Annotated in this window: 19 protein-coding genes; 9 read left to right on the forward strand and 10 right to left on the reverse strand. The window is 45.4% G+C overall.

The window, feature by feature from the left end:
* The first annotated feature begins 16 nt into the window (after positions 1 to 16).
* Both glpK and DN730_RS14335 read left to right on the forward strand, forming a co-directional pair.
* Positions 17 to 1501, forward strand: a complete 1485-nt coding sequence (gene glpK, locus DN730_RS14330) for a glycerol kinase GlpK (RefSeq protein WP_115468836.1) — start codon at positions 17 to 19, stop codon at positions 1499 to 1501.
* 178 nt (positions 1502 to 1679) lie between these two features.
* Complete coding sequence (locus DN730_RS14335; RefSeq protein WP_115468837.1) at positions 1680 to 1976, forward strand: antibiotic biosynthesis monooxygenase family protein; 297 nt, start codon at positions 1680 to 1682, stop codon at positions 1974 to 1976.
* 63 nt (positions 1977 to 2039) lie between these two features.
* On the opposite strand, the gene DN730_RS14340 is transcribed toward DN730_RS14335, so the two are convergent.
* From DN730_RS14340 to DN730_RS14365, 6 genes are all read right to left on the reverse strand, one after another.
* Positions 2040 to 3758 (reverse strand): ABC transporter substrate-binding protein, encoded by a 1719-nt coding sequence (locus DN730_RS14340; RefSeq protein ID WP_115468838.1) that lies wholly within the window; start codon positions 3756 to 3758, stop codon positions 2040 to 2042.
* Between the two features lie 65 nt (positions 3759 to 3823).
* A complete protein-coding gene (locus DN730_RS14345) occupies positions 3824 to 4096 on the reverse strand; it encodes a DUF2160 domain-containing protein (RefSeq protein ID WP_115468839.1) in 273 nt (90 codons plus the stop codon).
* A 10-nt stretch (positions 4097 to 4106) separates the two neighbouring features.
* Entirely contained in the window at positions 4107 to 4856 is a 750-nt protein-coding gene (locus tag DN730_RS14350; protein ID WP_211313890.1) for a carbohydrate ABC transporter permease, read from the reverse strand.
* A 183-nt stretch (positions 4857 to 5039) separates the two neighbouring features.
* Positions 5040 to 5906 carry a carbohydrate ABC transporter permease gene (locus tag DN730_RS14355; protein ID WP_170139027.1) on the reverse strand — a complete coding sequence of 289 codons (867 nt, stop codon included), beginning with the start codon at positions 5904 to 5906 and terminating at the stop codon, positions 5040 to 5042.
* The gene (locus DN730_RS14360) at positions 5899 to 6999 is read right to left on the reverse strand and encodes an ABC transporter ATP-binding protein (protein WP_115468841.1); all 1101 of its coding nucleotides are present in this window, start codon (positions 6997 to 6999) and stop codon (positions 5899 to 5901) included. Before DN730_RS14360 ends, DN730_RS14355 begins: the two co-directional genes overlap by 8 nt.
* A gap of 1 nt (position 7000) precedes the next feature.
* The gene (locus tag DN730_RS14365) at positions 7001 to 8089 is read right to left on the reverse strand and encodes an ABC transporter ATP-binding protein (RefSeq protein WP_115468842.1); all 1089 of its coding nucleotides are present in this window, start codon (positions 8087 to 8089) and stop codon (positions 7001 to 7003) included.
* Positions 8090 to 8506: 417 nt separating this feature from the next.
* Between DN730_RS14365 and DN730_RS14370 the strand changes: the two genes are divergently transcribed.
* Together DN730_RS14370 and DN730_RS14375 are read left to right on the forward strand one after the other, a co-directional pair.
* The gene (locus tag DN730_RS14370; protein ID WP_115468843.1) at positions 8507 to 10468 is read left to right on the forward strand and encodes a sigma-54-dependent Fis family transcriptional regulator; all 1962 of its coding nucleotides are present in this window, start codon (positions 8507 to 8509) and stop codon (positions 10466 to 10468) included.
* A gap of 112 nt (positions 10469 to 10580) precedes the next feature.
* On the forward strand, positions 10581 to 11084 hold the full coding sequence (locus DN730_RS14375) for a DUF7482 domain-containing protein (RefSeq protein ID WP_115468844.1): 504 nt from the start codon (positions 10581 to 10583) through the stop codon (positions 11082 to 11084).
* 45 nt (positions 11085 to 11129) lie between these two features.
* Here DN730_RS14375 and DN730_RS14380 read toward each other — a convergent pair whose 3' ends face one another.
* The 3 genes from DN730_RS14380 to DN730_RS14390 form a co-directional block, all read right to left on the reverse strand.
* Positions 11130 to 12110: a TauD/TfdA family dioxygenase gene (locus DN730_RS14380; protein ID WP_115468845.1), complete on the reverse strand. Its 981-nt coding sequence runs from the start codon at positions 12108 to 12110 to the stop codon at positions 11130 to 11132.
* 196 nt (positions 12111 to 12306) lie between these two features.
* Positions 12307 to 13431: a Gfo/Idh/MocA family protein gene (locus DN730_RS14385; protein ID WP_115468846.1), complete on the reverse strand. Its 1125-nt coding sequence runs from the start codon at positions 13429 to 13431 to the stop codon at positions 12307 to 12309.
* A 29-nt stretch (positions 13432 to 13460) separates the two neighbouring features.
* Positions 13461 to 14177 carry a GntR family transcriptional regulator gene (locus DN730_RS14390; RefSeq protein ID WP_115468847.1) on the reverse strand — a complete coding sequence of 239 codons (717 nt, stop codon included), beginning with the start codon at positions 14175 to 14177 and terminating at the stop codon, positions 13461 to 13463.
* Between the two features lie 319 nt (positions 14178 to 14496).
* Between DN730_RS14390 and DN730_RS14395 the strand changes: the two genes are divergently transcribed.
* From DN730_RS14395 to DN730_RS14415, 5 genes are all read left to right on the forward strand, one after another.
* Positions 14497 to 15399 carry an aldo/keto reductase gene (locus tag DN730_RS14395; RefSeq protein ID WP_115468848.1) on the forward strand — a complete coding sequence of 301 codons (903 nt, stop codon included), beginning with the start codon at positions 14497 to 14499 and terminating at the stop codon, positions 15397 to 15399.
* A gap of 46 nt (positions 15400 to 15445) precedes the next feature.
* On the forward strand, positions 15446 to 16000 hold the full coding sequence (locus tag DN730_RS14400) for a TRAP transporter small permease (RefSeq protein WP_115468849.1): 555 nt from the start codon (positions 15446 to 15448) through the stop codon (positions 15998 to 16000).
* Positions 16001 to 16045: 45 nt separating this feature from the next.
* Positions 16046 to 17338 (forward strand): TRAP transporter large permease, encoded by a 1293-nt coding sequence (locus DN730_RS14405; RefSeq protein WP_115468850.1) that lies wholly within the window; start codon positions 16046 to 16048, stop codon positions 17336 to 17338.
* Between the two features lie 40 nt (positions 17339 to 17378).
* Positions 17379 to 18449 carry a TRAP transporter substrate-binding protein DctP gene (gene dctP / locus DN730_RS14410; RefSeq protein ID WP_115468851.1) on the forward strand — a complete coding sequence of 357 codons (1071 nt, stop codon included), beginning with the start codon at positions 17379 to 17381 and terminating at the stop codon, positions 18447 to 18449.
* A gap of 86 nt (positions 18450 to 18535) precedes the next feature.
* Positions 18536 to 19531: a YeiH family protein gene (locus DN730_RS14415; protein ID WP_115468852.1), complete on the forward strand. Its 996-nt coding sequence runs from the start codon at positions 18536 to 18538 to the stop codon at positions 19529 to 19531.
* 96 nt (positions 19532 to 19627) lie between these two features.
* Here the strand turns inward: DN730_RS14415 and trpA are convergent, their stop codons facing one another.
* Positions 19628 to 20413: a tryptophan synthase subunit alpha gene (trpA, locus tag DN730_RS14420; RefSeq protein WP_115468853.1), complete on the reverse strand. Its 786-nt coding sequence runs from the start codon at positions 20411 to 20413 to the stop codon at positions 19628 to 19630.

Genomic DNA, 20413 nt, shown 5'->3' on the forward strand with positions numbered 1-20413 from the left:
CAAGAGAAACCTTCTTATGAGCCAGTATCTACTCGCAATTGACCAAGGTACCACTAGTAGCCGCGCCATCATCTTTGATACAAAAGGCGTTCGGGTTGGGCAGTCTCAGCAAGAATTCCCACAAATTTTCCCCAACGATGGTTGGGTTGAACATGATCCTGAGGATCTTTGGCAATCGACTCTAGCCGTTTGCCGCAATGTGCTCAAGGATACAGATATCGATTCAAGCACGGTAGCCTCTATTGGTATTACTAACCAGCGTGAAACGACTATTCTATGGGATACGGAAACGGGCAAGCCGGTTTATAACGCCATTGTTTGGCAAGACCGAAGAACCAGCGAATACTGCCAGGCGCTAGTTGAGCAGGGCCATGGCGATAGTGTCCAAGCCAAAACGGGATTACTGATTGACCCGTATTTTTCTGCGACGAAGATTCGATGGATATTAGAAAATGTCGAAGGTGTCAAAGAGCGCGCTAAGCTTGGTCATATCGCATTCGGGACGGTTGATAGCTATCTATTGTGGCAGCTGACAAGTGGTCGCTATCATCGCACCGATGCAACCAACGCAGCTCGCACAATGGCTTTTAATATACATACGCAACAGTGGGATGATGAACTCATTGAATTGCTAGGTATTGGCGATGTTATTTTCCCTCAAGTCATGGACTCAAGTGATGACTTTGGTGTCATAGATGAGCAGTGGTTGGGTGCAGAGATTCCAGTCAACGGTGTGGCGGGTGACCAACAAGCGGCGTTGGTAGGCCAAGCGTGCTTCACACCGGGGATGGTTAAAAGTACCTATGGTACTGGTTGCTTCCTGATTTTAAATACCGGCGATAAAGCACTGACTTCAGAACATAAAATGCTCACTACTGTTGGTTACCGTATTAATGGCCAGGTTACCTACGCGTTAGAGGGCAGTATCTTTGTAGCAGGTGCTGCGATTCAGTGGCTGCGTGATGGTTTGAAGCTGTTTGCAGATGCCTCTGAAACACAGAGTCTAGCAAAACAAGCCCTCAATGCTGATACGGTTTATCTAGTGCCTGCCTTTACGGGATTAGGGGCCCCTTATTGGGATCCTGATGCTCGCGGCGCGATGATTGGACTTACACGCGATACCAGCGCGTCTGATATTGTGAGCGCGGGCCTACGCTCGGTCTGTTACCAGACCAAAGACCTAGTAGATGCGATGGCTCAGGACGGAGCTAACTTCGAGACATTGCGGGTAGACGGCGGTATGGTAGTTAATGATCTTGTGGTGCAGTTTTTGAGTGACTTATTGGGGATTACGGTCGAGCGCCCTAAAGTCACTGAGACCACTGCACTAGGTGTCGCTTTTTTAGCAGGATTGCGCATAGGCCTCTACGAATCATTAGATCAGATTAGTGAGCTTTGGCAGTCGGAGCATTGTTTTACACCAGATATGGACGAAGACAACCGACATAAGTTGTATGATGGATGGGTCGATGCCGTGCGTCGTGTTCGATCAAGTTTGTAATGAATCAACGTTCGCCATCTAAGAGGGAGCCTAGGCTCCCTTTTTTATTGAAAATCATGGCAGAAGCGACGTTTAACTGTCCTTAGGTACGTGGTTACAAATGTGTCTATATACGATTTAGAAAAGATTTGGTACAACTGATTTATAACCTTTATTCGCTTTAATTTAAGGAAATATCATGATCCGAGTAGTTTATGAGTGGCAAGTAAGCCCTGAAAATATCAGTGATTTTTGTGATGCTTGGAAGCAAACCACACAGATCGTGCGGGAAACCTATCCAGGTGCTCAGGGCAGCTGCCTATTAGCAGAAGATGGAAAAGTTAATCACTTTTTGGCGATAGCGCGTTGGAACTCAAAGGAAGAGTGGCGTGATTTTTGGTCCACGGATAATCCGCCAGAAGTGATTCGTATGAGTACCCTTGCTACCTTGGTATCCATTAAGATTTACGACGAAATCGGTTCTTACATCGCCTAATTAAAACAAAAAAGACCGGCCTATTGGCCGGTCAATCACTTAGAGGTGGTCCTTATTACTTATTTACTCCCAAGAGCGGAGTAGTGCATCGTAGTCAATGGTCTTGCCTTGGACTTTTTCGTTAGCGAGTTTCGCTTTTGGAGCCCCAGGTTTGTTTAGCCAATAAGAAGGGTCCTGCGGTTTGTTCAATTTAGGCCCACAATTCTCATGTACACCTGCGCGTTCCAAACGGTTTAGCACTTTATCTTGCGCTTCTGCTAGTCCGTCTAATGCCTCTTGAGGCGTTGCTTCGCCACTCGCTGCTTGGGAAATGTACTGCCACCAAAGCTGAGCCAGTTTTGGATAGTCGGGTACATTGATCCCCGTTGGAGACCATTGCTCGCGCGCAGGTCCTTTGTAGAACTCTACTAAGCCCCCTAAGTACGGGGCTGCTTCTTGCATTTCCGGAGAGTTAATATCCGACTCACGAATAGGCGTTAGTCCTACGAGCGTTTTCTTCAACGACACCGTTTTTGCTGTTGTGAATTGAGCATACAACCACGCTGCGTTACGACGGTCATCTGGCGTAGAGTTCATGAATGTCCAAGCACCAACATCTTGGTAGCCAAGTTTCATACCTTCCTCCCAGTATGGGCCTCGTGGAGAGGGGGCCATCCGCCATTTAGGCGTCCCATCTTCGTTTACTACAGGAAGACCCTTTTGGGTCATATCTGCGGTGAAGGCTGTATACCAGAATATTTGTTGCGCAACGTTCCCTTGAGCAGGTACAGGGCCAGCCTCCGAGAATGTCATACCTTGGGCTTCTGGGGGGGCATACTGGCGCAACCAATCCACATATTTAGTGGTTGCATAGACCGCAGCAGGACCATTAGTCGCGCCTCCGCGAGATACGCTTGAACCTACTGGGCTACAGCCTTCAACACGAATTCCCCATTCATCAACAGGTAAACCATTAGGTAGTCCTTTATCTCCTGCACCGGCCATAGAGAACCATGCATCCGTAAAACGCCAACCTAGTGATGGATCTTTTTTTCCATAATCCATATGGCCGTAGACTTTTTCACCATCGATCTCACCAACATGTACGGTAAAGAATTCAGCGATGTCTTCATAGGCTGACCAGTTGACTGGCACACCGAGTTCATAGCCATAGATCTCTTTAAATTGTTTTTTTAGTTCTGGACGTTGGTACCAGTCATAGCGGAACCAGTATAAGTTAGCGAACTGTTGCGTAGGTAACTGATACAGTTTGCCGTCTGGACCAGACGTGAAGTTCAAGCCGATGAAGTCTGCTAAGTCCAGTGTCGGCGATTTCAGTGATGGCTCTTCGGCCATAATGTCAGTAATGGGTACAACTTTGCCGTAGCGAAAGTGCGTACCGATCAGGTCGGAGTCGTTAACATAAGCATCATAGATGTTGCGTCCAGACTGCATTTGAGTTTGTAGTTTTTCTACTACGTCACCTTCTTGAATCAAATCGTGATTAACTTTGATTCCAGTGATTTCTGCGAAGGCTTTAGCAAGTACTTGCGACTCGTATTTATGAGTCGTGAGCGTTTCAGATGCAACATTTATTTCCATGCCTCGAAAGCGTTCAGCGGCTTTTGTAAACCAAGCTAGCTCTTTTAGCTGCTCATCTTCGGATAGTGTCGAAACGGTAAACTCGTTGTCGACCCATTTTTGTGCAGCATCTGAATACTGATCGGCCCATAGGGACGCTGAATGCATCGCCACTGCGAATGGGATAGCAGCTAAAACGAGCTTCTTTTTATTGTTGTACATGTTTTACCTCAACAGTTGATTATAGATTATTGCTTCCCTGCAAACTCTTCCTTGTCTCTCACTGATTAGCCCCAACGCATAAGGATCATCATCCAAATTACGCAGAGAGCGGTCGCGACATAAAGTGACAGGTCACTTAATGCAACAAAACCTAGGTGGATAAAGGCGCTGGTTAACAGGCCAATAAATAAGCGATCGCCGCGGGTTGTTTCCAAAGGCAAGAAACCTCTACGCTCAACGCTTGGTGAAACCACTTGCCAAGCCGTCATTGCGATTAAAATTAAGGCGATGCCTGCAAAAAATGCGGCAGTCGGTAATGTCCAAGACATCCAAGCCATGACTTTCTCCTTATACTCGGCCTAGGGCAAAGCCCTTGGCGACATGGTTACGAACGAAGTAGACCACCAAAATACCGGGGATAATGGTGAGTACACCTGCAGCAGCTAATAGACCCCAGTCCATCCCTGAGGCGGAGACTGTACGGGTCATAATGGCTCCAATTGGCTTGGCGTCGACGGATGTTAATGTTCGAGCTAAGAGAAGTTCGACCCAAGAGAACATGAAACAGAAAAATGCGGTAACACCGATTCCTGAGCGGATCAAAGGGATAAAGATTTTCACAAAGAATTTTGGGAACGAGTAGCCGTCTATGTAAGCTGTTTCGTCAATTTCTCGCGGTACACCACTCATAAACCCTTCTAAAATCCATACAGCAAGAGGGACGTTAAAAAGGCAGTGGGCCAGAGCCACCGCAATGTGGGTATCAAATAGGCCAACAGATGAATAAAGTTGAAAAAACGGCAGTAAGAATACGGCTGGTGGGGCCATGCGATTTGACAGCAGCCAAAAGAACATGTGTTTGTCTCCCACAAAACGGTATCGGCTAAACGCATACGCCGCGGGTAGGGCTACGAGTAAGCTGATGACCATGTTCATTGACACGTAAATCATCGAATTTACGTAACCCATATACCACGTCGCATCACCAAAGATCTTTGCGTAGTTTTCTAGGGTAAAATTCTGCGGAAAAAAAGATAGCCCGCTTAAGATTTCCGTATTGGTTTTAAAAGACATGTTGATGAGCCAGTAAATTGGCATCAGCAATAGAATTAAGTATACCGTTAGGCCAATTCGACCTCGCCAAACGGCATGTTTAGCTTTTCGCTCTGCATGACTGAAAACAGGAGCTTGGGGTGCGCTTTGTGTGTAAGTTGCATCGGTAATACTTTCATGTTGCTCAGTGCGTCGAGTCATTGGAATATCGTTAGACATGATCGCCTCCTATTTGTCTTTTTGCATGTTCATGATGGTGGTGTAGAACACCCAACACACGAGCAAGATGATTAAGAAGTACACGAGTGAGAAGGCGGCAGCTGGGCCTAGGTCAAACTGTCCAATCGCCTGCTGAACAAGTGATTGGCTCAAGAATGTAGTGGAAGTCCCCGGTCCACCGCCTGTGAGTACAAAGGGTTCGGTATAGATCATGAATGAGTCCATAAAACGCAAGAGCACACCTATGATCAGGACATTGGTTAGCTTAGGTAGCTGAATGTAGCGGAACACTGCCCAGCGTGACGCTTTATCGATTCGAGCGGCTTGGTAGTAGACTTCTGGGATAGCGCGTAATCCAGAATAGCAGAGCAGAGCCACTAGCGGTGTCCAATGCCAAACATCCATCAGCACCACTGTCAGCCAAGCGTGCATTGGCTCTGATGCATAGTTATAGTTAATGCCCAGCTTTGCCATCATGGCACCAAACAATCCAATGTCTGCGCGGCCAAATATCTGCCAGATGGTGCCTACCACATTCCATGGAATCAGTAGCGGTATGGCAACGAGTATGAGAGCAAGCGATGCTCCACGCCCTTTGGTTGGCATCATCAAAGCCACACCAATACCTAGAGGGATCTCTATGGCCAATATCGTGAATGAGAAGATAAATTGACGTATTAAAGCATCATGAAGGCGGGAATCTGTCATCACTTGCTTGAACCATTCTGTACCGACAAAGTAACGGGTATAAGGGTCAAAGATGTCTTGAACCGAATAGTTGACGACCGTCATTAATGGAATGATCGCGGAGAATGCCACAATCAAAAAGACTGGCATTACCAGCCACCACGCTTTGTTGTTTTCTACCTTAGTCATGATCGACCTCCACTAGGAATTCGTTGACGTATATCTTGGTCCATTGTTCTGGGAAGCTGACATAGGCTTTACCATGCGGCACTTTCTGGTCTTCGCTTAAGCGTGCTTTCATCAAGATGCCATCAAAGTTAAAAGTCAGGATCTTGTAGGTGCCGAGATCTTCGATAAAATCAACATCTACCTGGAAGGCATCAGGGTTGGAGCCATCCCAAACATGAACGAACTCAGGACGGATACCGACTTTGACTTGGGTTGTTTGTAGTTCCGTTAGGCGTCTGCTTAAATCAGGATGAAGGGGCAGGGAATGCGAACCAAACTCCAACGCTTGGTTATTAACCGTTGCCTCTATGAAATTCATCCCGGGCGAGCCAATGAAATAACCAACAAAGGTATGTGCGGGGTTCTCAAATAACTCGCGGGGCGTCCCAAATTGAACGATCTGTCCTTGATACATCACTGCGATTTTGTCAGCGAACGTTGATGCTTCAAGCTGATCATGAGTCACATACACCATGGTAATGTTGAATTGTTCGTGGATTTGCTTGAGCTTACGGCGTAACTTCCATTTGAGTTGTGGGTCGATCACAGTAAGTGGTTCATCAAACAGAATGGCTGACACGTCATCGCGTACTAGACCTCGGCCCATTGACACTTTTTGTTTTTGATCAGCGGATAAGCCTTTTGCCTTGCGCTTAAGCTGATCAGATAGCTCGAGTATTTCTGCGACTTCGAGTACTTTTGAGCGGATCTTATGCTCGGGCACGCCAATGTTACGAAGAGGGAAAGCCAGGTTGTCATAGACGGTCATGGTGTCGTAGACCACTGGAAACTGAAATACCTGAGCAATGTTGCGCTCCTCGGGTTTTAGTTCGTTGACGCGTTGACCGTCGAATAGAACTTCGCCATCGGAAGGCTCAAGCAAACCTGAGATGATGTTCAATAATGTGGATTTCCCACAACCAGAGGGGCCGAGTAGGGCATAAGCACCGCCCTGATGCCAAATGTGTTGCATTTCCCGTATGGCATAGTCTTCGGGTTTAGTTGGGTTATCACTGTATGTGTGCGCCAGCGAATTAAGAGTAATTTCTGCCATCTTAGCGACCTCCTAAACCAGCGGGGGCGTGAACCAATCGGCCGCTTTCGTTAAATGCGTAGAGTTTATGAGTGGGGAAATAGACTTTGATCTGCTGATCTACGTGGTATTCATGTACACCAGATAAATGCAAAACTAAATCGAAATGAGGGTTGTGGACATGTAAAAACGTCTCTGAGCCACTAATTTCCGCGAGATCAACACGTACAGGTAGTTCCAAATCATCGTCCGAATGAGGGACTAAACCTATATGTGATGCGCGCACACCAAAACGGTAATCACCGGGTTCTAATGGGCGTAAGTCGCTATTTAGTTGAAAGTGGACAGTGTCATCAAATGTGACTTCTGTTTCGCTGACTCGTCCTGGAACGACGTTAATTGGAGGCTCTGAGAACATTTCGGCAGTAATGATGTCTTTCGGGCGATGGTAGACTTCCGCTGTTTCGCCAAACTGTAATAACTTGCCTTCGTGGAGGACAGCAGTATTGCCTGCAAGCGCGAGAGCTTCATTTGGTTCTGTCGTTGCGTAAACTGCGATACAGTTTCGAGCCTTAAACAGAGCTCGAAGCTCTTGGCGAAGCTCTTCTCTTAGCTTGTAGTCTAAATTTACGAGAGGCTCATCGAACAAAATGATTTGTGAGTCTTTGACCAGTGCACGTGCCATTGCCGTACGTTGTTGCTGCCCCCCTGACAATTGCAGCGGTAACCGGTCTAAATAGCTGTCAATGCGCAGCATTTCGGCGGTTTCTCGTACGAGCTTATCAATCTCTTGCGTTGTCATTTTGGCAAGTCTAAGAGGCGAGGCAATGTTGTCATATACGGTCATATTGGGATAATTAATGAACTGCTGGTAGACCATAGAGATGTTGCGCTCTCGTACAGGGACCCCTGTTACGTCTACTCCGTTCATCAAAATTTGGCCCTGTGTTGGGCGGTCAAGCCCTGCCATTAGGCGCATTAAGGTTGTCTTTCCGGAAAGCGTTCGTCCAAGTAGCACATTAAATGAGCCTGGCTCTAACGTTAGATTGACATCATCAATCCAAGTTTCTCCGTCGACAACGCGGGACACGTTACTCAGCGTCAGTGACATTGTTTCTAACCCTTTGTTGTTTTTATGGCCGCCACAATGAAGCGGTTTTTTATAGTGATGAATAGCTTTCAGTGCGTAAGTGATTGGCTTGTCGCTTTTCGCAAATAGCTATGCATCGATTTTGTTAAATTAACTTATACAAAGGGCGTGCCAACATAAAAATAGATTGATGTTTATATTTAAGATATTGAAATATAAGTAATAATTAGTGTCTTCCTTTGAAGCTACAAAGATGTTCAGTTATGAAAAAGAGTGTTCAATTTCGTAAAAAGTGTTCAGGTGAACAGTCTAATGAACACTGTCGCCTGCTATATCAGAGGTTTTTTAGAATGTGCAGACAAATTACATTGACCTAACGGTTAAGCCGCCGCAGAATACGAAATGGCTTGTCGCTCCTTACTACGTGTTGGGGCAATTATGACAAAGAAAGAACAAGAAGAATGGGTAGGTGACGAAGCGGCGATGATTAAGCCTAACGTCAACTTAACGGATGACGAACATAAACAACAAATCGAAGCATCTTGGTACCGCTGTGAGCAGTTCGGGCTAGAGCATTCTAGTGAACCCAATTTTGCGACCTTGCCTAACGGAGAGTTAAATGATTTACGTGATCAGCATCGTAATTTGTTAGAAACGACTGAAAACGAAATCATTCCTTACTACGAGAACATCCTTAGTAACTCTGCTTGCATGATCGTGTTAGCTGATCGTCAAGGTCACGTTCTAAACACATGGGGGCAGAAGCGGTTCGGTCGTGGTCAATATCATGGACTTGTTGAAGGTAATCAGTGGACCGAAAAAGGTGTTGGTACTAATGCAATAGGTACAGCGATTATTAGTGGTCGGGCTATACAGGTCGGCCGTGACGAACATTTCTTGCGCGCTAATCGCTATATGGTGGGTTCAGCCTCCCCAATATATGACACGGGAAATGAGCTGTTAGGTGTTTTAGACATTTCTTCCGACGCATACTTACCACAAGACCACACACTGGGCATGGTTAAACTCATGTCATTAAGTGTCGAAAATCGATTAATTTTTGCAGCGTTTCAGCAAGACCACTTCATTTTAAGCTTTAACACTAACTTAACCAGTTTGGACAGTCATTGGTCCGGGCTACTAGTGCTGGATGAGCGCGGTACGATAGTCTCAGCGAATCGGCGAGCAGAAGTCGTATTGGCAAGGGACTTATCCTTGTTAAACATATCCCAAATCTTTGATTGTGATATGCGAGAGATTAAGAACCAACCATTGCATATGCCGATGAAGCTGCGAGCGTTGGGACGCTATCAATTTTATGTCAAAGCGTTGCCTCCAATTACTCAGGTAATGAAAGTCCCTGATTATCGAATGGATGCTGACTATAAAGCGCCGCCAAAATTGCTGGATAATGAAAAACCATGTTTGCCGACTAATATCCCTAGTAACGTTGTTCCACTAGATGAGCTTGAGCACGGCGATGAGCGTGTGAAGCGTATAGTCAAACAAGCCCATAAAATTATGGAGAAGGATATTCCTATTCTGATTCATGGCGAAACAGGGGCTGGTAAAGAAATTTTTGTGCGTAGTTTGCATTATCATAGTTCGCGCTACAAAGAGATGTTAGTTGCTGTCAATTGTGCAGCCATACCGGCTGAGCTTGTTGAATCAGAGTTGTTTGGCTATGAAAAAGGAGCATTCACAGGAGCTCAAACAAAAGGTTCCATTGGATTAATTCGCCGTGCTCATAAAGGGACATTGTTTTTAGATGAAATTGGCGAGATGCCAATCGCGGTACAATCTCGTTTGCTAAGGGTTCTACAGGAGCGCGTCGTTACGCCACTAGGATCTACTGAAGTTTATCCAGTGGATGTAAAACTTATCTCTGCGACAAATAGACATTTAAAAGAAGAGGTTGCCCAAGGGCGATTTCGTCAGGATCTCTATTACCGTATCTCAGGACTTAATATAGAGTTGCCATCGTTAAAGTTTCGGCAAGATAAGCGTAAGTTGATTGGCTATGTTCACGAACGATTGCGTAAGGAAGAGACCGGACCGCCCCTAAGTGAAGTGATGCTCGATACATTAGAGGCACATCCGTGGCCGGGTAATATGCGACAGCTGGTGCATGTTTTGAAGGTTGGTATGGCTATGGCCGACGGCGATGAACTGGAAGACTGGCATCTACCTGACGATTTTTTTGATGATTTAAATGAGCAAGAGCAACAAGGATCAGATTTTACGATTGATCAACCTAATGAAAAATCAAAAGAGTCGCTTGAAGATATCATTCCTAGGCTGCTCGAAGAATACGATGGTAATGTATCTCGAACCGCCAAAGCAGCGGGCGTAAGCCGTAATACGGTGTATAAATATGTCCGCCAGCGCACAGATGACTGACATGCTCTCATCTTTGTCGAGGGAACTATAAAAGGAAATATAGAGTCTACTTTGAGAATAGGTTGTAATTCAGAATATACTTTAACTGCATTGACCATAAAGTGAAGGACTCATGAAGCTAAAAATTGCATTGTTAGGATTATGTTTAACGGTTTTGACAGCGTGTTCGAGTATCCAACCTTCAGCAAAAACGACGCACACGTTACCGTTGCAAACAGCGTGGTATAACGGCGAAACGGTATACTATGTAACGACCGATGTATCGGATCAAGCCATGGCGAAAGACATGGGGGCTAACTATGCACCGCGATTGCGTGACGCGATTCCCAATTACCCGAAACCCCCACGACAGAAGACGGTACTGGAGCGTGTTTATGGTTTTCCTCAAGGTGTCCAGCGCAATGTATTTCCCTCTGCACCGCAGCCAATAGGTCATGAAAGCCAGAGTTCGCTTTATTCGCCAGTGTGGCTTATGTATTTGGTGAAGTGGGTAAATCCAGTTGAGGCTTATGAGCTGACCTCTGAAAGTGCTATTTTTAGTGCGGAAGCAAAAGGGCTTGTGACCATTGAGCGAACCAACATTGTTGTTAATTGTCCTATAGTTAACGCACCATAAAAAAGAGCGCTTTATAGCGCTCTTTTTATTGTATCCAGATTGTTTCTATTTAAACGATATCGACGCCAGTATTCGACGTTCACCCTCAAACGGTTGACGTGCGTGTAATACTGTATGGTTGTTGATCCAAAGTACGTCGCCTGCTTGCCACGAGAAGTTGACACATAAAGTGTCCATGGCGTCCACTAGCTGATTGAGCGCATTTTCATCCATTGGGTCGCCGTTGGCCGTTGTGACTGCTTTTTTCCCTTCGTTACGAGCGTCATTCCAGCCCGTAAACACGGCCACGATGGAATTAAAAAATACTTTTTGCTGAGTTTCATCGTCAAACCGGATACCCGGTAAAACGCGTGTTTCGGTGCGCACATTGCCATTATCTAACCATTCCCAGTTCATCCCTGCTTCGCGCATTTTTTCTTCAGCTTCTTCGCGTGTGTTTACAAGGAATGTATCTTTCCAAGAGCGACCAATCGCAGACGAGTTGTCTGTTACCTCTGGCATTACACGTACGTAGCGGACCCCTTGTTCTTCTACTTTCTTGGCAAAGTCTGGCGCGATCTCGAAAAACTTTTTGCAGATTTCACCTGAATGTAAGATAGAAGTCGCGCCGCCCTTAGCAGCAGAGGTTTCACAGTAAAAGAAAATGTAGCCTGGTGGTGTAGGGACTTGCGCCATTTCGTGGTGGAATGGAATGGTCTCGGATGCCGGAGACTCGTTAGCGGTGACAATACGAGATTCGGTGACTTGTTCTCGGGGCGCCGCACCACCGACGTATGGCATGTTTTGATAATCGGTTTGGTTGAGCATTTGCTCAAATTCATCAGAGTTTTCAACAGGGAAATTACGGAACAGGACAGCGCCATGCTTGATTAATAAGTCATGCAGTTCTGATTTGTTGTCTTTTACCCAGCTTAGAAATGCCATTTTATCGCTTTGAACGTCAGAATTGTGAGGCGTTACCAGCAATGGAAAATCCAACCCATTTACTTGTTTTTGTTCTTTTAGTTTGGAAATTACCACACTCATTGTTTGCTCCCATTTAAGTAATCGTATGAAGGTTTAGACCTTTGATGTGAATCAATGGTGTATGAATTATGGGTAACTCTAATCATAGTAAAGTAAAAAGTAAATCAATAGTGAATGAATTTTGTTTATAGATTACCAAAAGAAATTCTTAGCTATTGATTTACTTAATTTTATTCTTCAAAAAGTTTTTTGATTGTCACTTGAATGAATAGCCTGAATCGGTTAATTCGATAGCTTGGCCAGTCGTGGCGGAATGTTGTGCAGCGAGACCGATGACAACAGCTTTGAGGCCATCTTCTATTGTGACATCTACTTTTGCGTTTTCGGTGATCGCTTTAAAAAATCCAACATGTTGGTAATAGGTGGAGCCATTGTGATCGCCAGCATCTAACAGTTTGTCATCCACTGGAATGTCTGCCTCAATGGGGCCTTTGGGATTGCGCGGACTTAACACTACTTTAGGAATGGGGGCTGCACCAAGCGTTTCAGTTGGCCAAAAGCGGCCGGGCCCAGGGACAAAGCATTCTAGCTTGGCCAATGGACCAATGGCGCAGATTTCTTCTTGGTAACGCGACCCTTCAGAGAACATATTAAGGTCAAGACAGGCGCGTTGGCCATTCTCAAAGTCGACTACTACAAATGCGTTATCAATGATGTCAGGCGTTTCTCCGTCATACCGTTCATCTAGATGGTTGCAATCTTGACCTGTGGATGCATAAACTCTCTTTACATCGCTTTGCATAAGTAGACGCATGAGGTCAAAGAAGTGGCAGCATTTTTCGACTAAAGTTCCTCCTGTTTTATGATTGAAGCGGTTCCAATCATTCACTTTTTCAAGAAACGGAAAACGGTGTTCACGAATGTTGAGCATTTTGAGTTCACCAATATCGCCATCTAGAAGCTGCTTGCGGAACTGTGCAACGGGCGGCATGTAACGGTACTCCATCGCTACCCAAACTGGGGCAGGATGCTTTTCTGCCGCGGCACGAATTTTCGAAACATGTTCTAAACTACTAACCACTGGTTTTTCGACCAATATTGGTAAAGTGGTACGCTCAAAGAGCGATAGCAGTTGATCAGCGTGTTGGTAATTTGGCGTGGCAATAACGAGTGCTTGGAGGTTAAGATCAGCATTAAGCATGTCATCCAAAGTGTCGAAAAATTGAGCATCAGGGACAAGTTCTGCACATCGCTTTTGCATTTCGCAATCGGGTTCGGTGATAGCTACGACCTGCGCGCCGTCAATTAGGGCAAGATTTCTTAAATGTTCTTGGCCCATCATCCCACAGCCTAAGATGCCATATCGAACGGAATTTGCCATGTTTCTAACCTCTTGTTTTTATGTAATTGTTAGTGCCACCGGGCAACGTAACGACATTTGGCTGGGTCATACCATGTAAACGAAAACTCTTCGATGATGCCTTCGTTTGACCAACTTCGACGATGTACCTTTGGCATAATTGTGTTTTTTGGAAGCCCTAGCCGATCAGTTACCCATTCAGGTGCGGTAGCACAATCGACTTCGTCTTCTACTCGGCTGATCCAAAAAGAAAAGTTATCCCGATAGTGAAGATATAAGGATTCATGTAAATCTTTTGGTTTTAGATCGGGAGCATGTAAATGCTTAAACCAAATCTGTTCCATTGCGACCAATTCGTGATTGAGAAAACGTGCCCGCTTGATACACCATAATTTGCCATCCGCTTCGAGGTTGAGTTGTCGCACCACAAATTCATCGTCATCAATTGTGACGGATATGGTATCTGCGGTCGGTACGCCGCCTCCAGCGAGCGTTTCAAGGTGAAAAAACTGGTAAATCGCGCGACCACCAGGGGCGCGTTTTACATAATTTCCAGAACCTTGACGTCGTTCAAGAAAACCATCTTCTTCGAGTTTCTTTAATGCTTTACGTAGCGTTCCGATAGCAACACCAAGTTTTCCTGCTAGCTCCGCTTCGATAGGGAGGCGATCTCCTGGCAGCCAATGCCCTGCAGCTATTTCTCGATTCAGCAATTCACTAATTTGAATGTATAACGGTAGCTGTTTTGTTTTATTTTTCTTTTCCACTTAGTCACCTAATACTGCGTTCTATATATCCCTATCTTACAAGTGAAACATGCCTCTGTAAGCTCTAAATGCTTGCTACCAGTGATGTTCTAAAGATTTCTTAATCTCTCAATGAACGACAATTGCGCAGGAAAATAACTTTTTAGAAAAATTCATTCACTATTGATTTACATCACTAGAATACACTGTTAGTGTAAATAAACAACCTCTCATCATGTCATCGAATGTATCGACCCTCATGATGTGAAATCATAAAAAAAACAAAATTGTGAGCGTGTGAAGGACGTCAACGGCGCTCAAAATTTGGAGAAATAAGATCATGCAAACGGTTCAAATGGGTAAATCTGACCTTCAATTCAGTCGTTTAGTGTATGGGGTTTGGCGTTTGGCTGATGCCGAAGATACTTCCGTTAAACACGTTAGAGAAAAGATAGATTTATGCCTAGAACAAGGCATCACGACGTTTGACCATGCAGACATTTACGGCGATTACGAGTGTGAGAAGCTTTTTGGCAAAGCGCTCGCTGCCGACTCAGATTTGCGTTCAAAAATGCAGCTAATTTCGAAATGTGACATCGCTCTCATGTCAGATAAGTTCCCCGATCGTCGTGTTAAATTTTACGATACTAGTGCAGAGTACATCCGAGCGAGTGCAGAGCAAAGCCTACAAAACCTTTCAACTGATTACCTTGATCTATTGTTGATCCATCGCCCTGATCCGCTTATGAATGCCGCTGAGACCGGCGCAGTGCTAGACGAGTTAGTTGATAGTGGCAAGGTGAAAGCTATCGGCGTGTCTAACTTTGATGTATGGGATTGGCGATTACTGCAAGCAAATATGCGTCACCCTCTAGCCACGAATCAAATTGAAATGAGCCTCCTGCAGCGCGACGCGTTTACGAACGGCGCGTTGAGTGCCATGCAGCTAGATGGAATTACGCCGATGGCTTGGTCGCCATTAGGTGGTGGCGCTCTGTTCGCAGATACACCTGAAACACGGCGCCTTGCTCCTCTGTTTGAGCGTTTGGCAAAAGAACAAGATGCGTCAGCGGATCATGTCGCCTTGGCGTGGCTATTGGCTCATCCTGCAAATATTTTACCTGTCGTTGGTACAAATAACCCTGAACGTATAAAGACCTTATCTAACATACTTAATATCGACATCGACCGCGAAACATGGTTCGAGTTATGGACGGCAGCGGCTGGCCAAGAAGTGCCGTAAACGATAAAACACGATAACAATAATAAATGTTTTAGAGGAGTCATGTATGGCCGTTCTTCGAACTTTGGTGGGGTGGTTCACCTGTATTAATCAATTGCTTAATCGAATAGGCCGCAACATCGCGTGGATGCTGGTTACCGCCATGATCTGCGTGATTTTATTACAGGTGTTTTGTCGTTATGTTTTAGGGTCTGCACTGCCTTGGCCAGAGGAAGTGGCCCGAGCGCTGATGATTTGGATGATGGCGGTAGTCGCAGGTGAAGCCTACCGCCGCGGTTCATTCGTAGCAATTGATATGGTTTTGCAAATGCTGCCTACCAAAGCGTCAAGCATATTGAAGCTGGTCTTGCTGCTGCTTGCTGGGGCTGTATTAGTGAAATTGTCGCTAATGGGAATAGAGTTTTTTGAACGAGGTTTTCGTTCACGTGCAGCGTCTATCCATATTTCTCGAGCATGGATTTATCTAGCGATGCCAGTCTGTTTTATTACGATGCTGTTAGCAAATATCGAATTGTGTTTGCGTGAGCTAGGGAGTTTGCTCGGGCACAAACAAGAATTCGAGATGCCTACAGAAGTTCGTGCGGATGCCTCGGTGGATTAATATCTCTGAGCGGCAATAGAACAACAATAAAAAGAGAAACCTTTTATGTTAGCTCTGTTTTTACCTTTATTTCTTATTTTACTTTTGATCGGTATGCCAGTGTTCTTTGCTATGCTGGCGGCCCCTGGCTTCATGCTTTACGCCACAGGCATGGAGCGAGATATCTCACTACTTTTCCGCAATATCTACAATGGTATTGATTCATTTCCGTTGATGGCAATTCCATTCTTCATGTTAGCCGGTGAATTAATGAATCGCGGCGGCATAACGATGAATTTGGTGCAGTTTTCACAATCCTTTATTGGTCACGTACGTGGTGGCTTAGCCCATGTCAATGTGATGTCTAGTATGCTGTTTGCTGGGCTTTCTGGATCTGCTGTGGCGGATACCTCTGCAATTGGTTCGATGATGATTCCAGCGATGGAGAAAAACGGTTACAGCCGTAAGTTCGCCGCAGCTATAACGGCCGCTTCATCTGTTATTGGCCCTATAATTCCGCCTTCGGGCATCATGATTATCTATGCATACACCATGGAAGTGTCTGTTGCCGCTTTGTTCGCAGCCGGGATTGTACCCGGTATATTGGTCGGCGGTGGGTTGATGTTAATGATCGCCTTAATGGCGAAGAAATACGATTTCCCTGTCGCGGGACCAAAAGCATCTTGGAAAGAACGTGGTCACGCAACGCGAAATGCTATCTTCCCTTTGTTTGCCCCAGTAATCATATTGGGTGGCATCATTGGAGGGATTTTTACGCCTACGGAAGCATCAGCGGTAGCAACGGCTTATGCATTAATCATCAGCGTATGGGTGATGAAGACCGTTAAATTGCGTGACTTGCCAGGGATCTTTATTAAAGGAGCGCAAGCTTCTGCAGTTGTTTTGTTATTGGTTGGCTCAGCCATTGCGTTTAAAACGGTGGTGAGTTTATCGCACAGTGCGGAAATTCTTGCTCAGTGGGTGCTAACCATTAGCGAAAACCCATTGATGTTGTTGTTTTTGATTAACCTTCTGTTGTTTGTTGTCGGGATGTTTTTGGATGCGGGTCCCGCAATAATCATTCTAGGTCCTATTCTAGGTCCCATCTTCATAAATCTTGGCATCGATCCGGTGCACTTCGCCATCATTATGAGCGTTAACTTAACAGTAGGTTTGGCAACACCCCCCATGGGGTTGGTGCTATTCGTTGCTTCGAGCGTGTCAGGCGAGAGAATTGAAACGATATCAAAAGCGATTTTGCCATTTTTGGCGGTTGAAGTGGCCGTAATATTTTTGATTACTTTTTTCCCATCACTATCTATGACGCTACCAAGGCTTCTTGGGTTGGTATCTGGATAGCGTAAAACGCAATGCAAAAACGACAAATGAGGACTTTTAAATGTTCACGAAAACAAAAATAAACGGGTTTGTTGCAGCGACGTTGATCGGTGCAGGTGTCATGTTAAGTGGCATCGCACAAGCAGCAGACTTTAATATACGTGCCGTTGCAAACTCTAACGAGAACGACGAAGACTATGATGGTCTAGAAGTATTCAAGGATTTTGTAGAGTCACACTCAAATGGCCGTATTGGTGTTGATATATACATGGGCACACAACTATGTGGTAACGGTGTTGAGTGTCTAGAAGCCCTCGAATACGGTTCAATTGATGTGTATATTTCTACGTCTGGTGGTGCCTCTGCAATGTACCCCTACGTACAGGTACTAGATTTGCCGTATGTACTACGTGATGATCGTGTTGCTGAAGAAGTGTTTACAGGCGATTTTACAAGAGAACTACGTAAACAAATTTTAGCTGACTCTGATAACACTGTTCGTCTTATGACAATCGGTAATACCGGTGGTTGGCGTAACTTTGCCAACACTAAGCACACTGTAAAAACACCAGAAGATCTAGAAGGCTTGAAAATTCGTACGGTTGTATCCGATTTACCGCAGGAATTGGTTCGCTCACTAGGCGCAAGCCCAACGCCTATCCCATGGCCAGAGCTATTCACCTCGTTCCAAACAGGTGTTGTTGAAGGTTCTAAAAATGGTATTACTGATATCATGGGCATGAAATTTACCGATGCAGGCTTGAAGTATGTGACGTTGGACGGACATGCGTACATGTCTGCTCTGTGGTACATGAACAACGATACCTTCATGGATATGCCAGAAGACTTACGTCGCGTAGTGGTGGATGGTTTTTCCGCGTTGCAGCAAGCTACATTTGCGTCACCAAAACGTAAATCCATTGATGCTTATAAAGCATTTGATGAAGCAGGCGGTGAGCTATACGTACCTTCTCCAGAAGAGAAGGCAGAATTCGCTGCTGCGGCGAAGCCAGTATACGCTTGGTTCAAAGAGAACATCGAAGGCGGTGACAAATGGTTCAACCTGTTGAACGATGCGGCCAAAGACGCCGAGCAAAAAATCCAAGCGGAATATGACGCTGACTTAAAGTAGTGCTCTAAGCACCGAGAAGAGGGAGGGGATCCACTCTCTCTTCTCATCCTTTCTTTTCTCCTTAATTATTAGTATATGGGTACGTCATGTTTAACCCAGTGAGAACCTTTGCGCCCAATATTCCTGGGATTATGCTCGCTATGGTCATGGGATTGTCTGCAGCATTCTTAAGCGAACACTACGGTGCGCCAGTAATGTTGATGGCTTTGCTGCTTGGCATGAGCTTTAATTTCATGGCCGACTCCGAGAAAACGGGTCAAGGTCTAGAGTTTAGTGCGACAACTTTGCTCAGGGTGGGCGTTGCACTATTAGGGGTACGTATCACTATTAGTTCATTGACCGACTTTGGCTGGCCAATCTTGGTACTAACTGGGGTGCTGATTTTAACCGTTATTTTAATAGGCGTGATAGCGGGGCGGTTATTTAAGTTACCGGAGAACATGGGCTTACTTGCTGGGTGTGCCGTGGCAATTTGTGGTGCTTCCGCAACGGCTGCTGTGGCAGCAGTGTTGCCAAAGAATCAGAATACTAATCGTTCTGTGGTGTTTACCATCGTGGGTATTACCGCTATGAGTACTACCGCTATGATCGTTTATCCAATGGTCGCCAATTGGCTGGGATTGGATGAGCGACAGACAGGATATTTTCTTGGAGCGACGATTCACGACGTAGCGCAAGTCGTTGGTGCTGGGTACGGTGTTTCTGAATATGCAGGAGACAATGCAACGGTCGTGAAGCTATTTCGCGTCGCAATGCTAGCACCCATTGTCTTTGTTTTAGCGGTCTTCTTTGCACGCAAGAATGCTACTCCAGATTCGTATAAGCGGTTTCCTATCCCACCTTTTTTATTAGTTTTTATTGCGTTGATGGTAGTGAATACATTGGGCTGGATCCCTGCGCAAGTGGTTGAATTCTTGGCTAATTTGTCACGTTGGTGTTTGGTCTTCGCTATTGCAGCCATTGGTATGCGGACGCAGCTCAATAAGCTGAAAGAAGTGGGTATGGCTCCCCTTATATTATTGATCGTTGAGACTGTCTTTATGGCAGTTTGTGGTGCGTCGTTGGCTTATTTTTTAATCTGACTTTAGTCACTAGCCGCAACAGGCAAGACACTAAAAAGCCCCATGTATCTGATGGAGATTCAAGGGGCTTTTTTGTATCTTTTATCGTACTTAACGCTAGTCGAACAAGCTATTAAACAGCTTCAAACCTTCTTCTTTACCACCTTTGTTGTAGGCATCTAGCAAGGCAGATCCTACAATTGCCACATCTGCTTTACCTGTAATCGCGTCAACATGGGCTTTTTCACGAATGCCAAAACCTACACCCATTGGTGCATTAGCATGTGAGTTGATTTCAGCAAGGTACTCATCTAAAGATTGCTGCTTTTCACCATTATGGTTGGAGTTACCCGTCACTCCGGAGCGTGCTACGCAGTATAGGAAGCCACGAGCTTCTTTAGCTAGAAATGCTAGGCGATCTTTTGGTGTGACAGGTGTGACCAACCAAACTGGATCAATGCCATGAGCATCACAGTAGGTGCGTAGGTCACCTGCTTGCTCATAAGGGAGATCCGGCAGAATCAATCCCAAGATATTTTCTTCAGCACAACGTTTGACTAACTTCTCTAAACCGAAGTGGTACATTGGGTTTAGGTAGCTCATCAATACGATACGGCTTTCTGGAAAATCACGCGCCAATTTACCAATGTCCGTCAGACACTCTTCAACAGATGGTTTTTGGTTGTGCAACGCTCCATGACACGCTGCAACAATGGTTGGGCCATCGGCGACTGGGTCAGAGAATGGAAATTGTACTTCAATGAAGTCAGCGCCTGCTTCTAACAGTGTCGCCATCCAATCTAGGCTATCTTTTACTGTAGGGTAGCCGTAAACCACATGAGTCATAGACAGGATAGGCTTTTGCTGACGCTTGTCGCTAATATAGTTCGCTAATTGGCTCAT

The sequence above is a fragment of the Marinomonas piezotolerans genome, from assembly GCF_003362755.1.
GTDB lineage: Bacteria > Pseudomonadota > Gammaproteobacteria > Pseudomonadales > Marinomonadaceae > Marinomonas > Marinomonas piezotolerans.

What these genes read in the sequence shown, in the direction of transcription:
- DN730_RS14360 (WP_115468841.1), bottom strand. Translation starts at nt 6,999, where the DNA reads ATGGCAGAAATTACTCTTAATTCGCTGGCGCACACATACAGTGATAAC.
- DN730_RS14355 (WP_170139027.1), bottom strand. Translation starts at nt 5,906, where the DNA reads ATGACTAAGGTAGAAAACAACAAAGCGTGGTGGCTGGTAATGCCAGTC.
- glpK (WP_115468836.1), top strand. Translation starts at nt 17, where the DNA reads ATGAGCCAGTATCTACTCGCAATTGACCAAGGTACCACTAGTAGCCGC.
- DN730_RS14345 (WP_115468839.1), bottom strand. Translation starts at nt 4,096, where the DNA reads ATGGCTTGGATGTCTTGGACATTACCGACTGCCGCATTTTTTGCAGGC.
- DN730_RS14380 (WP_115468845.1), bottom strand. Translation starts at nt 12,110, where the DNA reads ATGAGTGTGGTAATTTCCAAACTAAAAGAACAAAAACAAGTAAATGGG.
- DN730_RS14375 (WP_115468844.1), top strand. Translation starts at nt 10,581, where the DNA reads ATGAAGCTAAAAATTGCATTGTTAGGATTATGTTTAACGGTTTTGACA.
- DN730_RS14335 (WP_115468837.1), top strand. Translation starts at nt 1,680, where the DNA reads ATGATCCGAGTAGTTTATGAGTGGCAAGTAAGCCCTGAAAATATCAGT.
- DN730_RS14400 (WP_115468849.1), top strand. Translation starts at nt 15,446, where the DNA reads ATGGCCGTTCTTCGAACTTTGGTGGGGTGGTTCACCTGTATTAATCAA.
- DN730_RS14405 (WP_115468850.1), top strand. Translation starts at nt 16,046, where the DNA reads ATGTTAGCTCTGTTTTTACCTTTATTTCTTATTTTACTTTTGATCGGT.
- DN730_RS14385 (WP_115468846.1), bottom strand. Translation starts at nt 13,431, where the DNA reads ATGGCAAATTCCGTTCGATATGGCATCTTAGGCTGTGGGATGATGGGC.
- DN730_RS14340 (WP_115468838.1), bottom strand. Translation starts at nt 3,758, where the DNA reads ATGTACAACAATAAAAAGAAGCTCGTTTTAGCTGCTATCCCATTCGCA.
- DN730_RS14395 (WP_115468848.1), top strand. Translation starts at nt 14,497, where the DNA reads ATGCAAACGGTTCAAATGGGTAAATCTGACCTTCAATTCAGTCGTTTA.
- DN730_RS14415 (WP_115468852.1), top strand. Translation starts at nt 18,536, where the DNA reads ATGTTTAACCCAGTGAGAACCTTTGCGCCCAATATTCCTGGGATTATG.
- DN730_RS14370 (WP_115468843.1), top strand. Translation starts at nt 8,507, where the DNA reads ATGACAAAGAAAGAACAAGAAGAATGGGTAGGTGACGAAGCGGCGATG.
- DN730_RS14350 (WP_211313890.1), bottom strand. Translation starts at nt 4,856, where the DNA reads ATGCCAATTTACTGGCTCATCAACATGTCTTTTAAAACCAATACGGAA.
- dctP (WP_115468851.1), top strand. Translation starts at nt 17,379, where the DNA reads ATGTTCACGAAAACAAAAATAAACGGGTTTGTTGCAGCGACGTTGATC.
- DN730_RS14365 (WP_115468842.1), bottom strand. Translation starts at nt 8,089, where the DNA reads ATGTCACTGACGCTGAGTAACGTGTCCCGCGTTGTCGACGGAGAAACT.
- trpA (WP_115468853.1), bottom strand. Translation starts at nt 20,413, where the DNA reads ATGAGCCAATTAGCGAACTATATTAGCGACAAGCGTCAGCAAAAGCCT.